The sequence below is a fragment of the Streptomyces sp. NBC_00154 genome, assembly GCF_026342835.1.
Lineage (GTDB): Bacteria > Actinomycetota > Actinomycetes > Streptomycetales > Streptomycetaceae > Streptomyces.
Genome location: NZ_JAPEMI010000001.1, coordinates 3,651,633 through 3,667,137 on the forward strand (window position 1 = coordinate 3,651,633; position 15,505 = coordinate 3,667,137).

A 15,505-nucleotide genomic window follows, 5' to 3' on the forward strand; every position below is an offset into this window, starting at 1 on the left:
ACTTCTGAACTGTCACACCGTCAACATCAGGATATCGATGGCGTGTTGGAGGGGAGTGAAGATTTTCGAACGATACGGGGGGTGCCGTCGGCCGGCCGCGGACTCTCGTCAGCCGACGGAGATCGCGTCCAGTTTCGCGCGCAGATACGTGTGGGAGTCCACCGGCTCGTGGGTGACCCGGCCGGTCGGCGCGGGCACCGACTCGACCGTGGTGCGCGGGTCGCACTCATAGAAATAGACGAGCGACATCAGCTCCTCGGCGGGGGCGTCGGAGGGCGGCGGCAGCACCCGGTGCCGGCCCGAGCGCCAGCGGTCGCCCGTCCAGCGTGCCATCAGGTCCCCGATGTTTATGGTGAAGGCCTCGGGGTCGTACGGGGCGTCCTCCCAGCCGCCGTCGTCCGTGAAGATCTGCAGCCCGCCCTTGCCGGCCTGCCGGTCGAGGACCGTGACGGTACCGAAGTCGGTGTGCGGGCCGATCCGGAACTGACCCGGCTCCGGCTCCCCGACCACCTCCGTGCCCGGATACCAGTTGATGTTGAAACCCCAGGTGGGATGCGTGGTGTGCCGGGTGAAGAAGTCCTCGGGCTCACCGAGCGCCGCACCGAGCAGCTCCAGCAGCCGGTCCGAGAGCGTCCGCATCTGCGCGAGGTACTCCGTCACCGGGGCCCTCAGTCCGGGCGCCTCACGGGGCCAGGTGTTGGGCAGGAACCACTCGGCGTCGATCGCCGGGTCGCCGGTGGGGTCCTCGGCGGCGAAGGAGAGCGACTCCTTGAGGTCCGGGGGCGTCTGCGTACCCTCCGCACAGCCGTTGGCCTCTGCGCCGGGGCCGAGCCAGCCGCGGCCGCCGACCTTGACGGCGTACGGCTCCTTCACCGCGGCGGGCAGCCGGAAGAACCCGCGTGCGGCGTCGCGGATCGCGGTCCGCGGAGCGGGGTCCACGCCGTGCCCGGTGACCAGCAGGAAGCCCGCCGCCCGTAGCGCCGCGTCGACAGTCGCGGCGGTCTCGCGGCGGACCTGGGCGTCGCCGGAGAGCCACGGCCGCAGATCGATGGTGGGAATCGTGGGCTCACTCATCGCCGATGTCCTCGTTCCATACATCCGGGTGGTCCTGGATGAAGGCGCGCATCATGGCGGTGCACTCGGCGTCGTCGAGGAGCACGACCTCGACGCCGTGCCGGGCCAGCCAGTCGTGCCCGCCGTGGAAGGTGGCCGCCTCGCCGATGACCACCCTGGAGATCCCGAACTGGCGGACCAGGCCGCTGCAGTACCAGCACGGCGAAAGAGTGGTCACCATCGTCGTGCCACGGTACGAGCGCTGCCGCCCGGCGGCACGGAAGGCCGCGGTCTCCGCGTGCATGGACGGATCGCCGTCCTGGACGCGGCGGTTGTGACCGCGGCCGAGGAGCGAGCCGTCCGCCCCGTACAGCGCGGCGCCGATCGGAATGCCGCCCTCGGCCAGTCCGGCGCGGGCCTCCGCGACGGCGGTCGCGAGGCGCTCCCTGTCGACGTCACGGCCGGTGCCCTCGGCGTCGCCCCTGCCCTTCATGCCGTTCACTCTCCCGGTCACGGAACAGCGGGGCAACATGCCGTCCCCGGTCGCTCTTCGTCCTCGGCCGCCGGACGGGCCCGATTTCCGAGCGGGGCCCGGCCCTGGAACGCGAACCGACAGCTGCTGTATCCGTGAACCCGCGTGCGGTTACGAGGCGGGCGGAGCGGACCCCTCCGGCCCGGCCCCGCTCTCGCGGCGCTTGAGCTCCTCCTCGCGGCGGCGCAGATCCGCCTCCCAGTCCTTGAGGAGCGACTCGTCCTTCTTGTTCTCCTCCTTCAGAGCCTTCAGGAATTCCGGATTGTCGTCCGGCGCCACCCACTCATGGCGGTGGTTGCGGTGCCATTCCGACGGCGTACGGCCCCCGGCGGGCGCGTGGCGCATCTTGCCCGCGCCGAGCCACACGAGCGGGCCCACGATCCAGAACAGCAGAATGATGAAGACCCAGGCGATCTTCGGCAGATGCTTGGCCTCGTCCTCCGGGGTGTTCAGGCAGTCGATGAACGCGTAGATCGTCAGTGCCAGAGGCAGGAGATAGATCAAGGCCCGGAACATGGTGAAGGGTCCCCCCGCGAAGAGATGGCGGGGCGCTGTCCCGCCCCGGTGACGGGGCCAGGGTAGCCCGTGGCCGATACTTGTCCGCATGGCTTACGACGATCTTCGTTCCCTCCTCCGGGCGCTGGAGCGCGAGGGCGAGCTCAAGCGCATCAAGGCCGAGGTCGACCCCTATCTGGAGGTCGGCGAGATCGTCGACCGGGTGAACAAGGCGGGCGGGCCCGCGCTGCTCTTCGAGAACGTCAAGGGCGCGTCCATGCCCCTGGCCATGAATGTCTTCGGGACCGACCGACGGCTGCTGAAGGCGCTCGGGCTGAAGTCGTACGCCGACATCAGCGACAAGATCGGCGGCCTCCTCAAGCCGGAGCTGCCGCACGGCTTCGTCGGGGTGCGCGAGGCGTTCGGGAAGCTCGGCTCGATGGTGCACGTACCGCCGAAGAAGGTGAAGTCGGACAACGCCCCCGTGCAGGAGGTCGTCCTCACCGGCGACGACGTGGACCTGGATCAGCTGCCTGCACTCTTCACCTGGCCCGAGGACGGCGGCTCCTTCTTCAACCTGGGGCTCACCCACACCAAGCACCCGGAGACCGGCGTACGGAACCTGGGGCTCTACCGGCTCCAGCGCCACGACCGGCGCACCATCGGGATGCACTGGCAGATCCACAAGGACAGCCGCAACCACTACCAGGTCGCCGCCAAGCGCGGCGAGCGGCTGCCCGTCGCGATCGCGTTCGGGGCGCCGCCCGCGGTGACGTACGCCTCCACGGCCCCGCTGCCCGGGGACATCGACGAGTACCTCTTCGCCGGATTCATCCAGGGCAAGCGGATCGAGATGGTCGACTGCAAGACAGTGCCGCTGCAGGTCCCGGCGCACGCGGAGGTCGTCGTCGAGGGGTGGCTGGAACCCGGGAAGATGCTTCCCGAGGGGCCGTTCGGCGACCACACCGGGTTCTACACGCCGCAGGAGCCCTTCCCCGCGCTCACCATCGACTGCGTGACCATGCGGAAGCGTCCGCTGCTCCAGTCGATCGTGGTGGGCCGGCCGCCGACCGAGGACGGCCCGCTGGGGCGGGCCACCGAGCGGTTCTTCCTGCCGCTCCTGAAGATCATCGTGCCGGACATCGTGGACTACCACCTGCCCGAGTCCGGCGGCTTCCACAACTGTGCGATCGTCTCGATCGACAAGAAGTACCCGAAGCACGCCCAGAAGGTGATGAGTGCCATCTGGGGCGCGCACATGATGTCGCTGACCAAGCTGATCGTCGTCGTGGACTCCGACTGCGACGTCCACGATCTGCACGAGGTCTCCTGGCGGGCGCTGGGCAATACCGACTACGCCCGGGACCTCACCGTCACCGAAGGCCCGGTCGACCATCTCGACCACGCCTCCTACCAGCAGTTCTGGGGTGGCAAGGCGGGCATCGACGCGACGAAGAAGTGGCCCGAGGAGGGCTACACCCGGGACGGGGGCTGGCCGAACATGGTCGAGTCCGACCCGGAGACGGCGGCGAAGGTCGACCGCCGGTGGAAGGAGTACGGGCTGTGAGTGCGGCCGAAGCGGCGCTGGGCCCCGGGCCCGCGCAACCGACCGGCAGGGTCAAGGCGTTCTTGCGGCTCGTGATGATCGAGCACTCGGTCTTCGCGCTGCCCTTCGCCTACATCGCCGCGCTGAGCGCGATGTTCCAGCTCGACGAGAACATCCACTGGGGGCGGCTGCTGCTCATCACCGTCGCGATGGTCGGGCTGCGCACGTTCGCGATGGCCGCGAACCGGATCATCGACCGCGAGATCGACGCCCGGAACCCACGTACCGCCAACCGTGAGCTGGTCACCGGTGCCGTCACCGTGAGGTCGGCGTGGACGGGTGCGCTCGTCGCCGTCGTCGTCTTCCTCGGGGCCGCCGCCCTGCTGAACCCGCTCTGTCTGGCGCTCGCGCCGATCGCCGTCGTACCGATGGTCGTCTACCCGTACGGCAAGCGGTTCACCCACTACCCGCACGCCATCCTCGGTATCGCGCAGGCCATGGGGCCCATCGGCGCCTGGCTCGCGGTCACCGGCAGCTGGTCGTGGGACGCGGTGATCCTCGGCCTCGCGGTCGGTGTCTGGATCGGTGGCTTCGACCTGATCTTCGGCTGCCAGGACGTCCAGGCGGACCGCGCGCACGGCGTGCTCTCGGTCCCGGCCCGCTTCGGCATCCCTGCGGCGCTCTGGGGTGCCCGGGTCTGCCACGCGGTGACGACCGGCCTGCTGGTCTGGTTCGGGCTCGCGACCGGTGTGGAGCTCTTCTACTGGATCGGCATGGTGATCGTCGCCGTGGCGTTCGTGTACGAGCACCGCGTGGTGCGGCCGCACGACCTGTCCCGGCTGAACCGGGCGTTCTTCTCCGTCAACGGGTTCATCGGGATCGCGCTGTTCGCATGCGCCCTGCTGGATCTGCTGGTGCGCGGCCTCACACCGTAGAAGCAGGGGGCACGGGGCGGGTGGCGCGGCGCGGGCGGCGGAACGCGAACGCCGCGCCCACCCCTCCGATCAGCCCGAACAGATGGCCCTGCCAGCTGATCCCGGAGTCGGTCGGCAGGACGCCCCACAGCAGTGAGCCGTAGACCACGGCGATCACGACGCCCACCACTATGTCGAGCGGTCTGCGGTCGACGAAGCCGCGGACCAGCAGGTAGCCGAAGAGGCCGAAGACGACGCCGGACGCGCCGAGCGTGACCGTGTGCGGCGGCGCGGTCAGCCAGACGCCGAGGCCGCTGGCAATGATCACGGTGAGGACGACGGCGGCGAAGCGGCGTATCCCGCCGAGGGCGGCGATGAAGCCGAGGATCAGCAGCGGGAGGGTGTTGGAGGCGACATGCTCCCACCCGCTGTGCAGGAACGCGGCGGGCACGATGTCGAGGAGCTCGCCCGGCTCGCGCGGGGTGATGCCGTAGGTGTCGAGCGCCTGGCCGGTCGCCTTGTCGATGGATTCGAGCACCCACAGCAGTGCGATCCAGCCCAGCATCAGCGCGCCGGCCGTCAACGCCCGCGCGGAGGTGCCTGTACGGGTACCGGTCATGGCCGCCCCCCTGTCCGTTCACAGCCGTCCGCGGCCCTGTCCCTGGCCTGTCCTTCATCTGTCGGAACGCCCGAAACCCCTCGCTCGGTTCCGCAGGCCGTGCGCCGGATAGGCTCGGGTGTGTGGAATCCGGGACTTCAGTGAGTCAGCAGCAGCGGCAGCCTTGGATTGTCGGGGTTTCCGGTGCTTCGGGCACACCATTCGCCGCTGCCGTGCTGCGTGGTCTGCTGGCCGCGGGGGAGAGCGTCGATCTGGTGGTGAGCCGGGCCTCGCGGCTGACGCTGCTGGACGAGACCGGGATCGCCTTCCGTGACGCGCACTGGCAGGAGGACCTGCGGAGCTGGCTGGCGCGCGGGGCGGACGGGAAGCCGCACACCTTCGATGTGGAGGTCGACCGGGTGCGGCACTGGGCGGCCGGTGATCTCGCGGCCGGGCCGTCCTCGGGCTCGTACCCGGCGAAGGGGATGCTGATCGTGCCGGCCTCGACGGCCTGTGTGGCCGGAGTGGCGCTCGGGCTTTCGAAGGATCTGCTGCAGCGGGCCGCGAGCGTGACGCTCAAGGAGCGGCGGAAGCTGGTCGTCGCGGTGCGCGAGACTCCGCTGAACGGTCAGACACTCAAGCATCTGGTGGCCCTGGACGAGGCGGGCGCCGTGGTGCTGCCCGCCTCTCCGGCGTTCTATGCGGGCGCGACGCACATCCAGGACCTGGTGGACTTCGTCGCGGGGCGGGTGCTCGACGCGGCAGGGGTGCCGCATCGGCTGTACCGCCGGTGGGAGGGGGAGCTCGGTGGCTCCCGTGACTGAGGCCGGGCCGGTGGGGCCGGGGGTCAGCGCTTCTTCGGGGCGCGCTGGATGCGGGTCTTGTCGACCTCTCGCGCGGCGGCGGGCTGGTGGGCACGCGAGCGGTTGGCCAGGTCCTGCAGCTCGCGCATCCGGGCGTAGGCCATCTCGATCGTGTACACGGTGTCTTCACTCCTGAGGATTCGAAAGAACTTCTTTGAATATCTGAAAGATCTGCAGGGCATGGACCCTGTATGCCTTAGATTCTATACGTAAACTCGCGGTACTGCTGAACAATGGAAGGTTTCAGTCATATGGACGCGGTGGACAGGCAGCTCATCCAGGCCCTCAGGGAGAACGGCAGGGCCTCGTACGCCGAGCTCGGGCGGCTCGTCGGGCTCTCCGGGCCCAGCGTCACCGACCGCATCAACCGGCTGGAAACCGCCGGTGTCATCACCGGCTACCGCGCCACCGTCGACGCCGCTTCGCTCGGTCTCGGGGTCACCGCCCTGATCGGCATCTCGCTCTCCGACGCCGCCGACCACGAGGACGTCGCACGCCGGCTCAAGGACCTCGCGGAGATCGAGGACTGCTGGTTCATCGCGGGCGACGACTCGTACATGCTCAAGGTGCGCGTCGGTGACGTCGACGGCCTGGAGAAGACCATTCGCAGGCTCAGCGGTACGAAGGGCGTCTCCCGCACCCGCACCACGATCGTGCTCTCCACGAAGTGGGAGAACCGGGTCGGGGAACTTCCCGAGGAGTCGTAGGCGTAACGTGGTGGAGCCCCCGGGTGACCGGGGGTTCCACCGGGTGTCCGGGGGAGCGCACGTATCGCACAGCACGTCAGAGACATCTGGGAGGCAGCCGCATGGACGTCGGGCTCAAGCGCGAGCTGGAGGAGAAGGTCCGCGCAGGGGAGCGGCTGACCCGTGAGGACGGCATCGCCCTCTACGCGTCGGACGATCTGGCCTGGCTCGGCGGCCTCGCCCACGAGGTGCGCACGCGCAAGAACGGCGACGTCGTGCACTTCAACGTCAACCGGCACCTCAACATGACGAACGTGTGCACCGCGTCGTGTGCGTACTGCTCGTTCCAGCGCAAGCCGGGCGAGAAGGACGCGTACACCATGCGCATCGAGGAGGCCGTCCGTCTCGCGAAGGCGATGGAGGGCGAGAACCTCACCGAGCTGCACATCGTCAACGGGCTCCACCCCACGCTGCCGTGGCGCTACTACCCGCGCTCCCTCAGCGCGCTGAAGGAAGCCCTTCCGCAGGTCTCCCTCAAGGCGTTCACCGCCACCGAGATCCACCACTTCGAGACCATCTCCGGGCTCTCCGCCTCCGAGATCCTCGACGAGCTGATCGAAGCCGGTCTGGAGTCGCTGACGGGCGGCGGCGCGGAGATCTTCGACTGGGAGGTCCGCCAGCACATCGTGGACCACAACACCCACTGGGAAGACTGGTCGCGCATCCACCGCCTCGCGCACGAGAAGGGTCTGAAGACCCCGGCGACGATGCTGTACGGGCACATCGAGGAGCCGCGTCACCGCGTCGACCATGTGCTGCGGCTGCGTGAACTGCAGGACGAGACCGGCGGCTTCCAGGTCTTCATCCCGCTGCGCTACCAGCACGACTTCGTCGACATGAAGGACGGCAAGGTCCGCAACAAGCTGCAGGCGCGGACGACGATGGCGACCGGCGCCGAGGCGTTGAAGACGTTCGCCGTCTCGCGTCTCCTCTTCGACAACGTCCCGCACGTCAAGGTCTTCTGGGTGATGCACGGGGTGCAGACCGCCCAGCTCGCGCTCCAGCACGGCGCGGACGACATGGACGGTTCGGTCGTCGAGTACAAGATCACGCACGACGCGGACAACTACGGCACGCCGAACAAGCTCGGCCGCGAGGACCTGCTGGACCTGATCCGGGACGCCGGCTTCCGCCCCGTCGAGCGGAACACCCGGTACGAGATCATCCGCGAGTACCCGGGGCCGGACGCGGAGCGCCGCGAGTCGCCGCAGCCGATGCGGGTCTGACGCGGCCGGTTCGCTCCGCCGTCGAACTGCCCGGCGCGGATCTCTCTGTACGAAAGCCCCGGCCGCCGTCCCCGGCCGGGGCTTTCTCGCGTTGTGGACGGTGTTTGAGGCAACGGTGCTGTAATGGCTAATCTGCCGCTATGGCGCTTACATTTGAGGTGGATCCCAAGTTCGACAGCACTCTGCGGGACGGCATCTGCGCACTCTGGGCCGATGTCTCCAACGCGGGTGGTGCCGTCGGCTTTGTGCCACCCGTCACCACCGAGGACGTCCGGCCCGAGCTGGTCAAGCACCTCGTCTCGATGGCCGAGGGCCGCACCCGGCTGCTGGTCGGCTACGACGAGAAGGGCGCCGTCGCCGCCACGGCCTTTCTCGTCCGCAACACCCACCGGCTGATGTCCCACTGGCTCTGGCTCTACACGGTGATGGTCCACCCCGGTCACCAGGGCAAGGGCTACGGCCGCGAGCTGATGACCGCCGCGGCGGATGCCGCCCGCGGGACCGACGGGATAGAGGCCATCCGCCTCACCTGCCGGGGCGGCACCGGGGCCGACCGCTTCTATGCGACGTGCGGATACAAGGAGGTCGGCCGGGTGCCCGGCGCGATCCGGGTTGCCGACGGGGACGACCGCGACGACATCATCATGCTGCTCCCGCTGGGGTGACTCGCGGGCCCGCCCGCCGAAGTGATCGAATTCGGGGCATGCTTCACTGGTCGGGCAGGGTTGTCGTACGTAGAGAGAAGGCCAGCCGTGTCCGCTGCCAAGCCGAGCGCAACGATCCGGTACACGCTGATGCGCCTCAGCATCTTCGTCGGCTGTCTCGCCGTCGTCGCGGTGGCTGTCACCTACGGTCTGCTGCCCTCCGGGCTCGGCGGATCCAACGTCATGTGGGTCATCCTGCTCGCCCTGCTGCTCTCCGCACCCCTCAGCTACATCCTGCTGCGCAAGCAGCGCGACGAGATGTCCGCACAGATCGCCCCCAAGATCGACCGCGCCAAGGCCCGGCTGGCGGCGAACCAGGACCAGGAGGACGGCGTCGCCCCGTAGTGCCGCGGTGTCGCGGTACCGCGTGAAGCCCGCGTGAGGGCGAGGTAAGGGTTACGTAAGGTTCCTTGCACGCGCATCGCATTCGTTCGAAGCCCCAGTGCCGGAGCACGCGCTCCTGTGCTGGGGTTTCTGCGTTCCGTCTCACGGGACGCGACAGCCAGCGACGATCGCAGCGAGGCGCCCATGGCTGATGTCCCCACGCAGCCTCTACCTGACTGGGTCGCAGAGATCCTCAACCACCGGGTTCCAGTGTCAAGCCGATCAACCGTCCGAAGAACCCTCGCCAGCCGCGCCGGCCGGGGTGACCTCAATCGATGTGATCTCGGGAGGCCTACGCCGACCGCGGCCGATGCTGAACACGTCAACGTGGTCGATCACCGTCGCCGCGATGGCTCGGCGGCGCTCAAGGTTTTCGATGTCGTCGTCCTTCCAGATTGTTAGTACGTCGGTCTCGGCGCGGGATCGGCGGATGACCATCGCGGCCTCGCGGGTACGCAGAGTCTGGACTTCCTCACGGAGGTGGGCCAGGGAGTCGAAGTAGTCCTCATCCTCCATCTGCCCTTCCTTCCAACGGGTCCGAAGTGCACGGATGCGCGTCTCCAACAGGCCGATCTCGCCCGTGAGGTCCTCGGCCGGCACTTCCTCCTGCTGAGGGATCCGCGCCTTGAGGGCCGCTTCGACCACCTCGTTGAGCCGCTCCTCGATCCATACGTACTTGCGGCTGACCTTCCCGCAACCAAGGCGGCCGTCCTTGCCTCGCTGGCCCGAGTGACAGAACGTCCGCCGGAATGTCCGCCCCTGGATGGTTGCCCACTGGACGCGCAGGGCCGACCCGCAGTATCCGCAGCGGAGGAATCCGGAGTACAAATGTTTCCGCTTGCCGGAGCCCTGCGCCGCCGGTGTGGCTCGGCTGTCGAGTAGGGCCCGGACGTTCTCCCACTGCTCCCGAGTCAGTGGAGCGCCGTAGATGCTGTCTCCGATGTCCTGACCCTTGTAGGTGACGATTCCGCCGGTCCGCTCGGACCGGTACACGCGCTTCACGGACTGGATCGTCCAAGCGCCACCCTGCGGGGTCGTAGCTCCCTCGGAATTCCAGTAGCGAGCCACGTCACCAGGCGTCTTCGGGATTCGATCCATCAGCATCCGACAGCCCTCGCGGATGAGCTCGGCCTCGGCTTCGTCCAGCTCCTGGAAGTGTGAATCCGTCTTGAAGCCGAACTGCCTCCTCCCGCCTGCGTGCGGCTTGCCCTGCTCCCTGCGCTGCAGAAGCGAGTTGTTGATCCGCTCCGACATGCGCTCGGTCTCCTGCTGAGCCACGGCGCCCTTGATCGTCAGGATCATGCGTCCGTTGGCGGTCGACGTGTCCTCGCCCTCTGTCGTGGCGAACGCGAAACCGTGTTCCTTCTGCACCTCCAGGAAGCTGGTCAGTTCGCTGATCCGGCGCGTCAGCCGGTCGATGGAGTAGACGGCGATGCCGTCGATGAGGCCGTCGCGGACGTCGCGGAGCATCTCCGTGTACTGGGGGCGGTGGCGCTTGCTGGTGGTAGACGCCGACACGTCGTTCTCGGGGTAGAGCTTGAGGACGCCCCACCCCATTCGCTCGCACAGCTCCCGGCACGCCTTCTCCTGGCGCTGGATGCCGAGCTCCTGGCCCTTGCGGTCCTTGCTGATCCGGACGTAGATCCCTACACGCTTCGGCTTGGCCATGTCCCACCCCCTGGTCGCGGACGACGTAACTGCACTCTGACCAACGTGCATACACACAATGTGGTTACGTACGTGGCCGGCCAGGCGCTGGTCCCGGTGATTGTCTCGGCACGCGAGAAGATCCTCGACCTCGACGCGTACAACTCGGCCTCGTCCTCCCCGGTCGACGACGAGGTGCGCGACGCGGAGCCGGTGAGCGTGCCGGTCGCCGCGTGACGGCCACACCTTCGGCGAGCGCCCCCGGCCCTTCGAGGACCGGGGGCGCTCGCTGTTGTACGCGTACGAACGGGCCGGCATCGATGCCCCACCGCAGGGGGAGCAGGAGCGCGGGAGGACGTGACTTTCGGTGGAGGGTGAAACCGGCCACTGGACGGCCCGGGAAGGCTTCTCCGTACGACGCGTGAGGAGCCTGCGCCGTAGTCTTTCCGAGGAGTGGCGCAGTGGGGTGGGAGGAAGTCGGACGTGGGTGCTGTGAAGAGCAAACGGATGCCGCGTGCCGTGCGCGAGCAGCAGATGATGGACGCCGCGGTGCAGACTTTCGGGCAGCGTGGCTACCGGGCCGCCTCGATGGACGAGATCGCGGAGCTGGCCGGCGTGTCCAAGCCGTTGGTCTATCTGTACCTGAATTCCAAGGAGGAGCTCTTCACCTCCTGTATCCAGCGCGAGGCAAAGGCGCTGGTCGCAGCGGTGCGGTCGGGAGTGGAGCCGGGGCTGCCGGCGGACCGGCAACTGTGGGCCGGGCTACGGGCATTCTTCGCGCACACCGCGGAGAACCCGGACGGCTGGGCGGTGTTGCACCGGCAGGCACGTACGCACGGGGAGCCGTTCGTCACCGAGGTCATGGTGATGCGGGACGAGATCGTTGCGTTCGTGACGGGTCTGATCGGCGCCGCGGCGCGCGAGGCGCACCACGATCCGGCGCTCCCCGACCGCGATGTGTCGGGCCTGGCGCAGGCGCTCGTGGGGGCCGCGGAGTCGCTCGCCGGCTGGGCGAACGACACCCCGGGCGTCTCGGCGAAGGAAGCCGCGGCCACGCTGATGAACTTCTCGTGGGCCGGCCTGGAGAACCTCATGCACGGCCGCCCGTGGGCGCCGCGGGCCCAGGTGGCCGCCCGCACATAGCGGCCGGCCGGTCAGGACCGCGGCTGCACACCGTCCCGTGCCGTCGACCCGGTGAGGTGGACGCGGCCGCCGCTGCGGAGCTGGAAGGCGGTGCCTGCGCCGTCCACCGCGTACGTCACGGTCGCCGGGAGCAGGACGGGGGCCCTGAAGTCGGCCCGGACGTAACTGATCCTGCCCGGTTCGGCGGACTCGGCCAGACAGCGGGCGACCGTCCACATGCCGTGTGCGATGGCCCTCGGGAAGCCGAACAGCCGGGCGGTGAGCGGATACAGGTGGATCGGGTTCCGGTCACCCGAAGCGGCGCCGTAGCGACGGCCCAGATCGCCGGGCAGCCGCCACTCGGCGACGGCGGGGAGTTCGACCGCGGGGAGGGCGGGGGGCCCGGCCTCGGGAGCGGGCGAGGCCCCGCGTGTCGAGTGGCGGGAAAGATAGCCGCTGCGGGACTCCCACACCAGCTCGCCGCCCGATCGCGCCTCGGTCACCATCGTCACCTCGGTGCCCCGCCGATGGGGCGCCAACCCATCCGCGTGCACGCTGAGTTCGAGCATTTCCGTGGGGTGCGGCGCCCGGTGCCGGGTGATCTCGATCCATGTGTGGACCAGCCCGACAACGGGAAGCGGGAAGCTCCGTCCGGTCATCAGCCGCATCGCGAGCGGGAAGCCCAGCACATGGGGGTACGTCAGCGGCAGCGGGCCCGACTCGGAGAAGCCGCAGATCCTGCTGTACGCGGCGAGGGGGCCGGGTGCGATCCGTACGTCCCGGACGACCAGGCGGTCGGCAGGCAGCGCGGCGCCGGGCCGGCCCGCCCGCTTGAATGGGGACGTGACGGCGCCCCGCACCAGTGATGCCGTCAGACCCCGGGAAGTGGCAGTGGCCGACATCGACGTCACGCCCCGAGCAGGCTCTGGCCGCAGACCCGCACGACCTGGCCGTTCACGGCCGCCGAAGCGGGCTGGGCGAACCATGCGGTCGTCTCCGCGACATCGACCGGAAGGCCGCCCTGGGCGAGGGAGTTCATCCGGCGGCCCGCCTCCCGGATGAAGAGGGGGACGGCGGCGGTCATCTTGGTCTCGATGAAGCCGGGGGCGACCGCATTGACCGTGACGCCGTGGTCGGCGGCGGCTCGCGGGGCCAGGGAGCGGACCAGGCCGATGATGCCCGCCTTGCTGGCCGCGTAGTTCGTCTGACCGTTGTTGCCCGCGATGCCGGCGATGGACGCGGTGGCGACGATCCGGCCGCCCCGGTTGATGGTGCCCGCCTCGAGCAGCGCATCCGTGGTGCGCAGCACGCTGTCGAGGTTGACCTCGACGACCTGGGCCCAGCGGTCGACGGGCATGTTGGCGAGCCGCCGGTCGCGGGTGATGCCCGCGTTGTGGACGAGAATGTCCAGGCCGTCGGGGGCCGCGGCGGCGATCCGCTCGGCGGCGTCGTCCGCGGTGATGTCGAGCGGCAGTGCCGACGCACCGAGCCGGTCGGCGGTACGCGCCAACTCGTCCCGGGACTGCGGGACGTCGAGGCAGATGACCTGCGCTCCGTCCCGTGCCAGGACCGACGCGACCGAGGCGCCGATGCCCCGCGCCGCACCGGTGACCAGCGCGGTGCGTCCGGCGAGCGGCGCGGCCGGGTCGGCGGCCGGACCGGGTGCGGCGCCGGTGAGTTCGACGACCTGGCCGCTGATGTACGCGGACCGGGGGGAGAGCAGGAACCGGAGGGTGGATTCCGCCGAAGCGGCCGCATCCGGTTCGATCCGGAGCAGCTGGACGGTGGCGCCCCTGCCGATCTCCTTGCCGAGCGAGCGCACGAACCCTTCGAGAGCCTGCTGGGCGGCCGCCTGATGATGGTCGTCCGCCGACGGCCGTACCCCGACGATCACGATCCGGCCGCCCGGCGCCAGCGAACGCACGACAGGATGCAGCGCGGCGTGCACGTCCCCGAGCCCGGCTGCGGTGGCAACTGCCGTCGCGTCCACCACGATTCCCGCAGGGCGGGGTGCCTGTCCGGCGCTCCGGACCACCGTGAGGCCGGTCGTGGCGAGAACCGCACCCAACTCCTGTGCGACGGCGGAGTCCCCGGCCGTGAGGTGCAGCAGCGGGCCGTCCAGTGACTGCGTCTCCAGCGACCAGCGGCGCAGCCGCGCCGGCTGCGGAAGACCGAGCTTCCGGGTCAGAAATCGGCCGGGTGCTGTGCCGGTGAAGTGCAGATAGCGGTCGGCCATTGTCCAGACTCCCTGCGCGGTCGTAGATTTTACTGCGGAGTAAGGTTACTCAAGAGTCAGGAGCAGGTCGAGATGAGTTGGTCGAGATGATCCCTCTTGCTCTCCCGCAGCCGCGCCGGGTCGCGGTCATCGGCGGAAGCCGCATCCCGTTCGCGCGCTCCGACGGCCCGTACGCACACTCCTCCAACCAGGAGATGCTCACCGCCGCGCTGAACGGTCTGGTCGAGCGGTTCGGGCTTCAGGGGCAGCAGGTCGGCGAGTTCGTCGCAGGCGCCGTCCTCAAGCACAGCCGGGACTTCAACCTGGCCCGCGAGACCGTCCTCGGCTCGGCGCTCGACCCGCGCACCCCCGCGTACGACATCCAGCAGGCCTGCGGCACCGGCCTCCAGGCCGTCATCGCCGCCGCCAACAAGATCACGCTCGGCGCGGTCGACTCCGCGATCGCGGGCGGCACGGACACCACGAGCGACGCACCCCTCGGCGTCAACGACCAGCTGCGCAGACTGTTGCTGGCGGCCCGGCGGGCCAAGTCGACCGGCGGACGGATCAAGGCACTTACGGGGATACGGCCCCGGCATCTCGTCCCCGACATCCCGCGGAACGCCGAACCCCGCACCGGGCTTTCGATGGGCGAACACGCGGCGATCACCGCGCGTCGGTGGGACATCGGCCGCGCCGAGCAGGACCTTCTCGCCGCCACCAGCCACCAGCGGCTCGCCGCCGCGTACGAACGGGGCCTCCTGCACGACCTGGTCGTCCCCCACCTCGGCCTGGCCCGCGATCAGAACCTCCGCCCCGGCTCCACCGTGGAGAAACTCGCCACCCTGGAGCCGGTGTTCGGCGCCGACCACCCCGACGCGACGATGACCGCGGGCAACTCGACCCCGCTCACCGACGGCGCCGCCACCGTGCTGCTGGCGAGCGACGAGTGGGCCGAGGCGCACGGCCTGGAGCCGCTCGCGTATCTCTCGCTGTACGAGACCGCCGCCGTCGACCACGTGGGCGGCGATGACGGGCTGCTGATGGCTCCGGCATACGCCGTACCGCGGATGCTGGAGCGCGCCGGGCTCACCATCGAGGACTTCGACCTCTTCGAGATCCACGAGGCCTTCGCTTCCCAGGTGCTCGCCACCCTGGCCGCCTGGGAGAAGCAGGGGCTCGCCCCGGTCGACCGGGACAGGCTCAATGTGGCCGGATCGTCCCTCGCCACCGGGCATCCGTTCGCCGCGACCGGAGCGCGGATCGTCGCCACCCTCGCCGAACTGCTCGCCGAGCGGGAAGCCCCGGGCCGCGGGCTGATCTCGATCTGCGCCGCGGGCGGCCAGGGAGTCACCGCGATCCTGGAACGCCCCTGATTCCCAAGCCCTTTCAGCGATCGCGTACAACTTCAAGCCCGCTCGGCGGCCGAGGACGAAACGGCCGCCGGACGGACCGGCCGA

Annotated in this window: 17 protein-coding genes and 1 pseudogene; 10 read left to right on the top strand and 8 right to left on the bottom strand. The window is 69.4% G+C overall.

Annotation, left to right across the window (positions count from 1 at the left end):
* Nucleotides 1–108: 108 nt before the first annotated feature.
* The 3 genes from OHA03_RS16465 to OHA03_RS16475 form a co-directional block, all read right to left on the bottom strand.
* On the bottom strand, nucleotides 109–1,074 hold the full coding sequence (locus tag OHA03_RS16465; RefSeq protein WP_267004598.1) for an isopenicillin N synthase family oxygenase: 966 nt from the start codon (nucleotides 1,072–1,074) through the stop codon (nucleotides 109–111).
* A complete protein-coding gene (locus OHA03_RS16470; RefSeq protein ID WP_267004599.1) occupies nucleotides 1,067–1,546 on the bottom strand; it encodes a nucleoside deaminase in 480 nt (159 codons plus the stop codon). The genes OHA03_RS16465 and OHA03_RS16470 overlap by 8 nt, the downstream gene beginning before the upstream one ends.
* A 150-nt stretch (nucleotides 1,547–1,696) precedes the next feature.
* The gene (locus tag OHA03_RS16475; RefSeq protein ID WP_267004600.1) at nucleotides 1,697–2,101 is read right to left on the bottom strand and encodes a PLD nuclease N-terminal domain-containing protein; all 405 of its coding nucleotides are present in this window, start codon (nucleotides 2,099–2,101) and stop codon (nucleotides 1,697–1,699) included.
* 88 nt (nucleotides 2,102–2,189) lie between these two features.
* Between OHA03_RS16475 and OHA03_RS16480 the strand changes: the two genes are divergently transcribed.
* Both OHA03_RS16480 and mqnP read left to right on the top strand, forming a co-directional pair.
* The gene (locus OHA03_RS16480; protein WP_267004601.1) at nucleotides 2,190–3,647 is read left to right on the top strand and encodes a menaquinone biosynthesis decarboxylase; all 1,458 of its coding nucleotides are present in this window, start codon (nucleotides 2,190–2,192) and stop codon (nucleotides 3,645–3,647) included.
* Entirely contained in the window at nucleotides 3,644–4,561 is a 918-nt protein-coding gene (gene mqnP / locus OHA03_RS16485) for a menaquinone biosynthesis prenyltransferase MqnP (protein ID WP_267004602.1), read from the top strand. Before OHA03_RS16480 ends, mqnP begins: the two co-directional genes overlap by 4 nt.
* On the opposite strand, the gene OHA03_RS16490 is transcribed toward mqnP, so the two are convergent.
* Complete coding sequence (locus tag OHA03_RS16490; protein ID WP_267004603.1) at nucleotides 4,551–5,159, bottom strand: rhomboid family intramembrane serine protease; 609 nt, start codon at nucleotides 5,157–5,159, stop codon at nucleotides 4,551–4,553. The genes mqnP and OHA03_RS16490 overlap by 11 nt on opposite strands.
* Nucleotides 5,160–5,299: 140 nt before the next feature.
* On the opposite strand from OHA03_RS16490, the gene OHA03_RS16495 reads away from it, so the two are divergent.
* Nucleotides 5,300–5,962, top strand: a complete 663-nt coding sequence (locus tag OHA03_RS16495; RefSeq protein WP_030928013.1) for a UbiX family flavin prenyltransferase — start codon at nucleotides 5,300–5,302, stop codon at nucleotides 5,960–5,962.
* A 23-nt stretch (nucleotides 5,963–5,985) separates the two neighbouring features.
* On the opposite strand, the gene OHA03_RS16500 is transcribed toward OHA03_RS16495, so the two are convergent.
* A complete protein-coding gene (locus tag OHA03_RS16500; RefSeq protein WP_267004604.1) occupies nucleotides 5,986–6,120 on the bottom strand; it encodes a hypothetical protein in 135 nt (44 codons plus the stop codon).
* A gap of 132 nt (nucleotides 6,121–6,252) precedes the next feature.
* Between OHA03_RS16500 and OHA03_RS16505 the strand changes: the two genes are divergently transcribed.
* The 4 genes from OHA03_RS16505 (at nucleotide 6,253) to OHA03_RS16520 (ending at nucleotide 9,022) form a co-directional block, all read left to right on the top strand.
* A complete protein-coding gene (locus tag OHA03_RS16505) occupies nucleotides 6,253–6,708 on the top strand; it encodes an Lrp/AsnC family transcriptional regulator (RefSeq protein WP_030928011.1) in 456 nt (151 codons plus the stop codon).
* A 101-nt stretch (nucleotides 6,709–6,809) separates the two neighbouring features.
* Complete coding sequence (mqnE, locus tag OHA03_RS16510; protein ID WP_267004605.1) at nucleotides 6,810–7,973, top strand: aminofutalosine synthase MqnE; 1,164 nt, start codon at nucleotides 6,810–6,812, stop codon at nucleotides 7,971–7,973.
* A gap of 140 nt (nucleotides 7,974–8,113) precedes the next feature.
* Nucleotides 8,114–8,638, top strand: a complete 525-nt coding sequence (locus OHA03_RS16515) for a GNAT family N-acetyltransferase (protein WP_267004606.1) — start codon at nucleotides 8,114–8,116, stop codon at nucleotides 8,636–8,638.
* A gap of 87 nt (nucleotides 8,639–8,725) precedes the next feature.
* Nucleotides 8,726–9,022 carry a DUF4229 domain-containing protein gene (locus OHA03_RS16520; RefSeq protein WP_267004607.1) on the top strand — a complete coding sequence of 99 codons (297 nt, stop codon included), beginning with the start codon at nucleotides 8,726–8,728 and terminating at the stop codon, nucleotides 9,020–9,022.
* Between the two features lie 261 nt (nucleotides 9,023–9,283).
* On the opposite strand, the gene OHA03_RS16525 is transcribed toward OHA03_RS16520, so the two are convergent.
* Nucleotides 9,284–10,729, bottom strand: a complete 1,446-nt coding sequence (locus OHA03_RS16525) for a recombinase family protein (protein ID WP_267004608.1) — start codon at nucleotides 10,727–10,729, stop codon at nucleotides 9,284–9,286.
* Nucleotides 10,730–10,795: 66 nt separating this feature from the next.
* Here OHA03_RS16525 and OHA03_RS16530 point away from each other — a divergent pair.
* Nucleotides 10,796–10,945, top strand: a pseudogene (locus tag OHA03_RS16530) (dicarboxylate/amino acid:cation symporter); the annotation flags it as partial.
* Between the two features lie 270 nt (nucleotides 10,946–11,215).
* Nucleotides 11,216–11,851 (top strand): TetR/AcrR family transcriptional regulator, encoded by a 636-nt coding sequence (locus OHA03_RS16535; RefSeq protein ID WP_267008065.1) that lies wholly within the window; start codon nucleotides 11,216–11,218, stop codon nucleotides 11,849–11,851.
* A gap of 11 nt (nucleotides 11,852–11,862) precedes the next feature.
* Here the strand turns inward: OHA03_RS16535 and OHA03_RS16540 are convergent, their stop codons facing one another.
* Nucleotides 11,863–12,732 (bottom strand): MaoC family dehydratase, encoded by an 870-nt coding sequence (locus OHA03_RS16540; RefSeq protein WP_267008066.1) that lies wholly within the window; start codon nucleotides 12,730–12,732, stop codon nucleotides 11,863–11,865.
* 5 nt (nucleotides 12,733–12,737) lie between these two features.
* The gene (locus OHA03_RS16545) at nucleotides 12,738–14,066 is read right to left on the bottom strand and encodes a 3-oxoacyl-ACP reductase (RefSeq protein WP_267004609.1); all 1,329 of its coding nucleotides are present in this window, start codon (nucleotides 14,064–14,066) and stop codon (nucleotides 12,738–12,740) included.
* Nucleotides 14,067–14,152: 86 nt separating this feature from the next.
* On the opposite strand from OHA03_RS16545, the gene OHA03_RS16550 reads away from it, so the two are divergent.
* The gene (locus tag OHA03_RS16550; protein ID WP_267004610.1) at nucleotides 14,153–15,421 is read left to right on the top strand and encodes an acetyl-CoA C-acetyltransferase; all 1,269 of its coding nucleotides are present in this window, start codon (nucleotides 14,153–14,155) and stop codon (nucleotides 15,419–15,421) included.
* Nucleotides 15,422–15,505 lie beyond the last annotated feature (84 nt).